Here is a 10,372-nt window from a genome sequence, read left to right as displayed (position 1 = left end):
CTTCAATTTCTGATTTTATAATATTTCTTAAAATTCCTAAATCATAAACATAACCTGTTTCTTTATCAATTTCTCCAGTTAAAGAAACGATTAGCTCGTAATTATGACCATGATAATTAGGATTACTACATTTATTAAAAACTTCGAAGTTTTTAGCATCAGACCAATCTTTTCTATATAATCTATGTGCTGCATTAAAATGCGCTTTTCTATGTACTGTAACTTTAGGCATGTGTCAATTTATCAAAAGATTTATCAAATATTATTTTAAACCAAGCTGTGTAAATGGATGGATTTTTATCCATATCAGCTTTTACTTCTTGCAATGTCATCCATTTATAATCTTCAACTTCATCTGCGTTTAAATTTGGATTTCCATTAAAACTACCTATTAAAACATGGTCTAGTTCATGTTCTGTTAAACCATTATCAAAAGGCGCTTTGTAAATAAAAGAAAAAACTTCTTTTAATTCTGTTGTAAAACCCATTTCCTCTTGCAATCTTCTTCTACCAGCTTCAATATTACTCTCCCCTTCTCTTTGATGAGAGCAACAAGTATTTGTCCATAATAAAGGCGAATGATATTTACAAGCAGCCCTTTGCTGTAACATTAATTGTCCTTTATCATTAAAAATAAATACAGAAAAGGCTCTGTGCAAAACCGCTTTTTCATGGGCTTCCATCTTGGGCATTACCCCTAGCTGATTATCATTTTCATCAACTAAAATTACTCGTTCTTCCATATTTGCAAATATAAAGCAATCAAATAGCTTAAAAACTTAATTTTTTTATAAAATCTTTAGAATTTTCTATTCTTTTATTTTGATGATTTATCTTTGAAGTTCATTAATATTTATTCGTGTGAAGTTTATTTTTCGATTTTTCTTGCTTTTTACATTTGTTTCTTTTTATCAATGTGATGATCAGAAAAAAGAAAATGATAAAAATTTACAATTAAAAAAAAAGGGAGATTCTCTAGCAAAATCTAAATTAGAGAAAAAAATTAAAAACCCTTGGGACAGTTTAAATAGTTCTAATACAGAGGCTTTTTTAACCGAATTTGGTAAACAAAATCCAGAAACCAAAGTGGTTATTAAAACAAAATTTGGTGATATTAAAATACTCCTTTATGAGGATGTACCTGTACATAGATCAAATTTTATTTTTCTTACAAAAATTAAATATTTTAATACAACCGTTATTTATAGAGTTGCAAAAAACTTTGTAATTCAAGGTGGCAATTCAGACAATTTATATACCCAAAAACAGCGCAGGAAATATGGTAATTATTTAATGCAACCAGAATTTAGAAGCAATAGAAAGCATAAATATGGTGCTTTAGCTGCTGCAAGACAATGGGAAAATAACCCAGATAAACTCTCAAGTCCTTTTGAATTTTATATGGTGCATAAAAGAGATGGGGCCTATCATTTAGATAATGAACATACCGTTTTTGGTGAGGTTATTTCTGGTTTTGATACCATGGATAAAATATCTAAAGTAAAAGTTGGTGTTGATGAATGGCCAGTGAAAGACATAAAAATGACTATTGAAATTTTAGATTGATATTTGCCATTGTAAAATGTATCTTTGCTCCTCAAATTTTGTAGATGAGTTTTTTAAAAGAAATAGCACGTAGAAGAACATTTGGTATCATTTCGCATCCAGATGCAGGTAAAACTACATTAACTGAAAAATTATTATTATTTGGTGGCGCAATTCAAGAAGCAGGTGCTGTAAAAAATAATAAAATAAAAAAGGGTGCGACCTCCGATTTTATGGAAATTGAGCGTCAGCGTGGAATTTCTGTTGCTACTTCTGTCTTGGCCTTTATTTACAAAAACAAAAAAATAAATATTTTAGATACTCCTGGTCACAAAGATTTTGCAGAAGACACTTATAGAACTTTAACAGCTGTAGACAGTGTAATTGTGGTTATCGATGTTGCAAAAGGTGTAGAACCACAAACAGAAAAGCTAGTAGAAGTTTGTAGAATGCGTAACATACCCATGCTAGTTTTTATTAATAAACTAGATAGAGAAGGTAAAGACGCCTTTGATTTATTGGATGAAGTTGAACAAAAATTAGGTTTAAGAGTAACTCCCATGAGTTTCCCTATTGGAATGGGGTACGATTTTAAAGGAATTTACAATATTTGGGAAAAGAAACTTAATATTTTTTCTGCGGATAATAAACAGAAAATTACAAAAGGTATTGAGTTTGATGATCTTTCTAACCCAAAATTAGATAAAGTTATTGGAGAAAAAGCAGCGAAAACTTTAAGAGAAGAGATTGAGTTGATTAGTGAAGTTTATCCAGATTTTAACCAAGAAGAATACTTAAATGGCGCTTTGCAACCAGTGTTTTTTGGTTCGGCTTTAAATAATTTTGGCGTAAAAGAATTATTAGATGCATTTATAGAAATTGCACCTTCACCTCAACCAAAAAAAGCAGAAGAGCGTTTGGTAGATTCTAAAGAAAAAAACTTAACTGGTTTTGTGTTTAAAATTCATGCAAATATGGATCCTAAACATAGAGATAGACTTGCTTTTGTTAAAATAGTCTCTGGTGTTTTTAGAAGAAACTCTCCATATTTGCATGTTAGAAATGGCAAAAAAGTAAAATTTTCTAGTCCGAATGCATTTTTTGCGGAAAAGAAAGAAATTGTAGAGGAATCTTATCCTGGAGATATTGTTGGTTTGCACGACACTGGAAGTTTTAAAATTGGTGATACGTTAACTGAAGGTGAAGAATTAAATTTTAGAGGAATACCAAGTTTTTCTCCAGAGCATTTTAGGTATGTAAACAATGCAGACCCAATGAAATCTAAGCAATTATATAAAGGCTTAGACCAGTTGATGGATGAAGGAGTTGCGCAATTATTCATCCTAGAAATGAATGGACGAAGAGTAGTTGGAACAGTAGGTGCTTTGCAGTTTGAAGTAATTCAATATAGATTAGAACACGAGTATGGTGCAAAATGTACGTATGAAAATTTAAGCGTTCACAAAGCTTGTTGGGTAGAACCTAAAGATTCTAAAAATGATGAATTTGCAGATTTTAAAAGAGTAAAACAACGTTATTTGGCTAAAGACAAACAAGGTCAACTTGTTTTTTTAGCAGATTCTGAATTTACAATTCAAATGACTCAAAGTAAATATCCATCAGTAAAACTGCATTTTACGAGTGAATTTAAAAAATAAAAATATGAAAAAATTATTAATTATTTTTCTTACGGTTTTTAGTTTTCAATGTTTTTCTCAAGAAAATACTTTGAATGATTTTGAAGTAAAGGAATTGCATAATAATATAAGATTAAACTATATTTTAGTTCGACAACCAGTTGATAAAGTGGGTTATGCATTGCAACCAACAATGGGTTTTATTGGTTTAAACTACAACATTCCTTTGAACGATTGGTTATATACTGGTGCTGGTTTTCACGGAGCAATTACTGGAGATCAAGGTGGTTTATTTACTCTAGGAGTTAACCTTGGGGTTAATTTTCCTATTTATAAAAATTTATACTTTGATGCAAATGTACATTTTGGAGGTGGTGGAGGTTATAGAAGTTTAGTAAATGGTGGAGGAATTATTTATCCAAATGCTGGTTTACAATATAAAGCTAAAGGGTTTTCTTTTGGTGTACAATATGGATATGTTAATTTTTTTACAGGAATTCAAAAAGATGATAATTTTTCTTTCTTTGTAGAAATTCCAACCTTTGTAAGAACCACTTCTTATGAAAATTCAAAAAAAATATTTAAAGTTACAAACTATACCAAAGACGAAATTTGGCAAAAACCCGCAGTAAAAAGTGTGCAACAAGTTACATTTGATTATCTGTTTCCTTTTGGAAATTCTAGAACTGATGCAAGCACAAATCCAAGTTATCAGCAAATAGATAAAACATTATCACTACTGGGTTTTGAATACCAAAGATATTTAAACGAAAATACTTTTGTTTATGCGCACGTAGATGCTATGTATTCTGGTTTAACTGCTGGTTTTATGGATGTGTTTTTTGGAATTGGTAAAAACTTTGTTGAAACTAAATATATTAACCTTTTTGCAAAAATGGGAGTTGGAGCTGCAGGGGGTAGAATTTTCCCAGAAGGTGGCTTAACAATCTATCCAAATGCTGGTGCAGATTTTAGAATTACAGAAAAATTTGGATTAAGCATTCATGGGGGTTATCATAAATCTATTGGAGGTATTGCTAGCTTTGAAGCTTATACAGCAGGTTTTAGTATTAAATATTATGGTTTAAGTGGAGGGATTTCAGATCCGTTTACAAACGAAAAAGCAACTAAAATCAAAACACAGGGTCTTAAAATTTCAGCACAAAATCAATCTTATTTTGATGTTGCTAAATTCGGAATTCCTAATAGCGATTTACAGTTAATTGCTCTTAAAATAATGTACGATATAAACAAACGTTTCTATGTAGCTGGTGAAGCTTCTTTTGCTTACGAAGGCGAGTCTGGTGGTTATGCGCATGGTATTTTTGGTTTAGGAATTAAATCTAACAAATTCGCTAGCAATAAGTTGTCTTTATTTGCAGAAGTAGCAGCTGGTGTTGCTGGTGGTGGAAGAGTCGATTCTGGAGAAGGAATTTTAGTGAGACCAACAGCAGGTATTAATTATCATGTTAATAATGATTTATCCATTAACATTTCTGGAGGACAAATGTGGTCACCTTTCGGAAATGTAAATTCATCAAACATAAATATTGGATTGTCTTATGGCTTATCCATCTTAAATGCAAAAAAATAGAAAGTCTTAAAAGAATTTAGACTTTGTTAATGTAAGTTCGAGCGCAGTCGAGAACTCATAAATTAATAAACCTCTCGACTGCGCTCGAGTAGACAATTAAAGAATAAAACAAGATTATGAACAACGGAATTTACGCAAAATTCACCACTCCAAAAGGTGAAATTTTAGTACAATTAGAACACGAAAAAACTCCTGGAACAGTTGGTAATTTTATTGCCTTAGCAGAAGGAAATATGGAAAACTCAGCTAAAAAGCAAGGAAAACCTTATTATGATGGTTTAAAATTTCACAGAGTAATTCCAGACTTTATGATTCAAGGAGGATGTCCTCAAGGAACAGGAACAGGAAGCCCAGGTTATAAATTTGATGACGAATTTCATCCAGATTTAAAACATGATGCTCCAGGTAAATTAGCAATGGCAAATTCTGGTCCTGCAACTAATGGAAGTCAGTTTTATATTACGCACATTCCTACTCCTTGGTTAGATGGAAAACATACTGTTTTCGGATCTGTTATTGAAGGGCAAGATATAGTGGACCTTGTAGCTCAAGGTGATGGAATGTCTGTAGAAATAATTAGAACAGGTGAAGCTGCCGAAAAATTTAATGCTGTTGAAGCATTTAGAACTTTTGAAGGTTCTAGAGAAAAACGTGAAGCAGAAGAGAAAGCGAAACAAAAAGAATTATTAGATTCTATAGCTACTGGATATGATGAAACTGCAAGCGGTTTACGCTACAAAGTTTTGCAAAAAGGAGATGGAAAACAAGCTACAAAAGGCGCAAAAGTTTCTGTGCATTATAAAGGTCAATTATTAGACGGAACTGTTTTTGATTCATCATATAAAAGAAAACAACCTATCGATTTTAATGTTGGAGTTGGACAAGTAATCTCTGGTTGGGATGAAGGAATTCAACTTCTACAAGTTGGTGATAAGGCGCGTTTTGTGATTCCATCAAACTTGGCTTATGGCGAAAGAGGTGCTGGTGGGGTAATTCCACCAAATGCAACACTTATTTTTGATGTAGAATTAATGAATGTAAAATAAATTTATAACCATTTGTGACGTCCTAAAATAGAGTTACAAAGTTAATAATTTAAAGGTAGTGATTTTTTATCACCGCCTTTTTCTTTGTTATATGATTTTCTTATGATAGTTTTTTTTTTATTAATTATCAAAAAACCACATTTAAAAACCTAAAATGAATAAAATTTATTTTTGTAAATTTAACATGGCTAGTTATTGTGAAAAATAAATATTTCTGAACTTGATAATAAGTCAATTGAATTTTAAATTCTTATAATATAAAAACTAATGATTTCAAAACCGACTGACCAAACACCAAAAATTTTTTATTTTTTTATTTCATTTTTACTCCTTAGCTCTTCACTATTTTCGCAGGGTTTTGAAGGTTATTATAGGTTTCCTGATGTGCATAATAATACAATCGTTTTTTCGGCTGAAGGCGATATTTGGACTGTACCTCTCTCTGGAGGCTTAGCAAGTAGATTAACAACACACCTAGAAGAAGAAACGTTTCCTTCAATTTCTCCTGATGGAAAAACCATTTTATTTTCTGCAAGTTATGAAGGTCCAACAGAAATTTATACCATTCCAATAAACGGAGGTGTAACGACTCGTTGGACATATGAAAGAGAGGCTTCAGTCGCAAATACATGGACACCAAATGGTAATATTGTTTACTCAACTTGGGCTTATAACAAAAAACCAGACAATCAATTGGTGAAAATTGACACACAATTAAAAACAAAAAGCTTTATTCCTTTAGATCAAGCAAGCGAAGCTAGTTTTAATAAAAATGGAAAAACTATTTATTTTGTGAGACCTGCAGATCATGGAAATGTAACGAAACGATATAAAGGAGGGACAGCTAGGCAAATTTGGAAATTTACTGAAGGAGATGAAGAAGCTATAAAATTAACAACAGATCACTTAGGAGAAAGTCATCATCCAATGTGGTATAATGATAAAGTTTATTTTATTTCAGATAGAGATGGAATCATGAATATTTGGTCAATGAACGACGATGGGAGTGACTTAATACAACACACTAAACATAACATATTTGATGTAAGATATGCAAATGTTTCTAATGGAAATTTAGTTTATCAACTAGGCGCAGATTTATGGAAATATAATATCGAATCAAAATCTTCGAGTAAAATTGATATCAAATTAGTTTCTGATCATGAACAACTTATGGAAAATTGGGATGAAAATCCATCAAAATATATTACTAATATAAATGTTAATAAAGACGGTTCTAAAATTGTAATTACAGCTAGAGGAAAAGTTTTTGTGGCTCCTGTTAAATCTGGTAGAATTGTTTCTTTTTCAGATAACTCAAATGTGAGATATAGAGATGCTACATTCTCTGCTGATGGAGAAAAAATTATTACACTTTCTGATGAAAGTGGTGAATTTGAATTTATAAGCCTGCCAGCAAATGGTATTGGAAATTCTAAATCAATCACAAAAAATGGTGAAATTTTAAGATATGAAGGTGTTCCTTCTCCTGATGGAAAATGGATAACATACAGTGATTTAAACCAAGAGATGCATATTTTGAATATTGAAACTGGTAAAAGTTCTAAAATTTCCACTAATAATGAAGGTATTAATGGATACACCTGGTCTCCAGATAGTAAATGGATTTCTTTTGTACAAGCTGCAGAAAATACAATGTTACAAATTAAAATCTATAATGTTGATAGCAAGAAAAGTTTTGACTTAACAACAGACAGAGCAAATAGCATGAGTCCTAGCTGGAGTCCAGATGGTAAATTCCTTTATTTTATTTCTGATAGAAGTTTCACCACAATCGTTGGAAGTCCTTGGGGAACAAGACAACCTGAACCTTATTTTGATGCCAGTGAAAAAATATATCATGTGGCTTTACAAAAAGGAACAAGATCTCCATTTAGACCAAATGACGAGTTGTATAAGAAAGAAGAATGTAAAGATTGTGACACCAAAGAAATAACTGTTTTAATTGATGAAGAAGGAATTCAACAAAGAATAGAAGCTGTTCCCATAAAACCTGGAAATTATAGAAATTTAGCTGTAAATAAAAGTGCTCTTTATGTGCTTAGTTCAGATACTGGTTTAAATTCAAAAACTCATTTAGCAGTAATTAAAATCACAAATGAAGATATTGATATCAAACCAATCCTTAATGATATTAAAGGGTATCAATTAACAGCTGATGGTAAGAAAATTTTTATTAGTAAAGAAACTAGTTTTTATATAACAGAAGCTGGCACAGATAAAATTACAGTTAACAATAAAAATAGCATCAATTTAAGTGGATGGAAATTTCCAATAACCCCAAAAGAAGATTGGAAACAAATTTTTACAGATGCTTGGAGAATGGAACGCGATTATTTTTATGATAAGAACATGCATGGTGTAGATTGGGATGCAATGTATACCAGGTATTTTCCATTAGTTAACAGAGTTACAACCAGAAACGAACTTTCTGATTTAATTGGAAGATTTGTTGGAGAATTATCTGCATTACATACAAGTGTTAGGGGTGGGGATCAAAGAAGTGATTCAAAAAACATTCTAGTTGCAAACTTAGGTGCTGTTTTACTGCGTGATGAAGCAAAAACAGGATTTGTAATAGACTATATTTATAAAGTTGACCCAGATTATCCAGATGAAAAATCACCTTTAGATGACCCATATTTAGACGTTAAAAAAGGAGATGTTATTACTCATGTAAATGGAAAAGATGTATTATCTGCTATAGATATTGGCGAATTAATTAGAAATCAAGTTGGAAAACAGGTTAGGTTAAGCATTAAAAGAGATAAAGTTTCTAAAGATATAATTGTAACTCCTATTGGAAATTCTTTCAATCTAAGATATAGAGACTGGGAGTATGGAAATAGAAAATATGTAGAAAAAAAATCAAAAAATTCTATGGGCTATTTGCACCTAAGAGCTATGGGCTCTAATGATATCAATCAATTTTATAGAGAATTTTACCCGATTTTTAACAGACAAGGATTAATAATTGATGTTCGCTACAATTGGGGTGGAAACATAGATAGTTTTATTTTAGAAAAATTACTACGAAAAGCTTGGATGTATTGGAAAGGAAGATCTGGTAAACAATATTGGAATATGCCTTATGCATTTAGAGGTCATATTGTAATTCTTGTGAACGAAAACACCTATTCTGATGGAGAAGCTTTTGCAGATGGATTTAAAGAACTTGGTTTAGGTGTATCTATAGGAACAAGAACTTGGGGAGGAGAAATTTGGTTAACTAGTGAAAATAGTTTAAGTGATAATGGCCTTGCAAGAGCACCAATGTTTGGTGTTTATGGCGATGGAAAATGGAGAATTGAAGGTCATGGTTTTGAACCAGACATTGTTATTGATAATTTACCTCATCAAACTTTTAATGGTATAGACGCACAACTCGATAAAGCAATTGAATTATTAACAAAATTGATTGAAGAAGATCCTAGAACTGTACCTCCTGTTCCTAAATATCCTAACAAGTCATTCAAAAATAATAAAAAATAAATTTTAAAAATATTTTTAATCCTCATAATCTTAAAAAATTATGAGGATTTTCGATTTTAAAAATAGATGATTCTACTTTTCTATTATCTAAAGAAAAAAAATTAACTTCGCCTTCTATTTAATTTTATAGAAAGTAAAAAATCAACAAAAAATGGAAAGTAAATTTAATATTGCTGTACTTATAGATGGAGATAATGCCCAACCTAAATTAATAAAAGAAATTTTAGAGGAAGTTTCTAAATATGGAAAAGCAACCATTAGAAGAATTTATGGCGATTGGACGTCTCAACAAATGAATAGTTGGAAAGCAATTATAAATCAACATTCTATAAGTCCTATTCAAAAATTTGCATATACAACTGGAAAAAATTCGACAGATAGCTCTATGATTATTGATGCCATGGATATTTTACACGGTAAAAACATTGAAGGATTTTCTATTGTTTCTAGTGACAGCGACTATACAGGTTTAGCAAAAAGAATAAGGGAAGAAGGTCTTTTTGTAATGGGAATTGGAGAGAAGAAAACACCAGAAGCTTTCGTGAAATCTTGTGAAGTTTTTACGTTTACAGAAAATTTAAAAAATGAAGAAGCAGAAGTAGAAATAGAAGAGACAAAATCTAAAACAAAAAAAACTGCCAAATTAGTAAAAGCAACTCCTGAGAAAACTTGGCTTACAAAAGAAGATTGGAAAACAATTAACAAAGCTTTTGATATTTCTACAAATGAAGATGATATTGCCTACATCTCTGCATTAGGTTTAAACATTAGAAAAATAGACCCAAGTTTTGATCCTAGAACTTATGGATATAAAACATTAACAAAGTTGTTTCAAAATATTGACAAATTTGAGGTCATGAAAAAAGAGATTGGTGGTTCTAATCAACCTTTATTAAAGATTAAGAATCCTTAAAATAAAGTTTATTATCTCATAAATTAGTTAGTTGAAAAACTTCTTATACCTATTGAATTCTTTTGATTTCTGTTTAAAATAAGACAAAAAATGCAATGGTATGTGAGTAAATATAAAATAGCTC

The 10,372-nt window shown here is 30.8% G+C and carries 8 protein-coding genes; 6 read left to right on the top strand and 2 right to left on the bottom strand.

Annotated elements, in window-relative coordinates; all coding sequences use genetic code 11:
* Both WAO74_RS13205 and idi read right to left on the bottom strand, forming a co-directional pair.
* Positions 1 to 232: 6-pyruvoyl trahydropterin synthase family protein (locus WAO74_RS13205; RefSeq protein WP_422162727.1), on the bottom strand; the 232-nt coding region annotated here is incomplete at its 3' end.
* Positions 225 to 743, bottom strand: coding sequence for an isopentenyl-diphosphate Delta-isomerase (gene idi / locus WAO74_RS13200; RefSeq protein WP_422162726.1), 519 nt, complete (start codon positions 741 to 743; stop codon positions 225 to 227). The genes idi and WAO74_RS13205, both read right to left, overlap by 8 nt.
* Positions 744 to 861: 118 nt before the next feature.
* On the opposite strand from idi, the gene WAO74_RS13195 reads away from it, so the two are divergent.
* The 6 genes from WAO74_RS13195 to WAO74_RS13170 all read left to right on the top strand — a co-directional run bounded on the left by WAO74_RS13195 (position 862) and on the right by WAO74_RS13170 (position 10,248).
* The gene (locus WAO74_RS13195) at positions 862 to 1,566 is read left to right on the top strand and encodes a peptidylprolyl isomerase (RefSeq protein WP_422162725.1); all 705 of its coding nucleotides are present in this window, start codon (positions 862 to 864) and stop codon (positions 1,564 to 1,566) included.
* A 44-nt stretch (positions 1,567 to 1,610) separates the two neighbouring features.
* Positions 1,611 to 3,203, top strand: a complete 1,593-nt coding sequence (locus WAO74_RS13190) for a peptide chain release factor 3 (protein ID WP_422162724.1) — start codon at positions 1,611 to 1,613, stop codon at positions 3,201 to 3,203.
* A 4-nt stretch (positions 3,204 to 3,207) separates the two neighbouring features.
* On the top strand, positions 3,208 to 4,776 hold the full coding sequence (locus WAO74_RS13185; RefSeq protein ID WP_422162723.1) for a hypothetical protein: 1,569 nt from the start codon (positions 3,208 to 3,210) through the stop codon (positions 4,774 to 4,776).
* A 116-nt stretch (positions 4,777 to 4,892) separates the two neighbouring features.
* A complete protein-coding gene (locus tag WAO74_RS13180) occupies positions 4,893 to 5,822 on the top strand; it encodes a peptidylprolyl isomerase (RefSeq protein ID WP_422162722.1) in 930 nt (309 codons plus the stop codon).
* Positions 5,823 to 6,089: 267 nt separating this feature from the next.
* Positions 6,090 to 9,335: a S41 family peptidase gene (locus WAO74_RS13175; protein ID WP_422162721.1), complete on the top strand. Its 3,246-nt coding sequence runs from the start codon at positions 6,090 to 6,092 to the stop codon at positions 9,333 to 9,335.
* A gap of 151 nt (positions 9,336 to 9,486) precedes the next feature.
* Entirely contained in the window at positions 9,487 to 10,248 is a 762-nt protein-coding gene (locus WAO74_RS13170) for an NYN domain-containing protein (RefSeq protein ID WP_422162720.1), read from the top strand.
* Positions 10,249 to 10,372 lie beyond the last annotated feature (124 nt).

This window comes from Polaribacter sp. (assembly GCF_049276715.1).
In the GTDB taxonomy this organism is placed as follows: domain Bacteria; phylum Bacteroidota; class Bacteroidia; order Flavobacteriales; family Flavobacteriaceae; genus Polaribacter.
The sequence above is the reverse complement of the archived record's forward strand: the minus strand, read 5'-3'. Positions and strand labels throughout refer to the sequence as shown.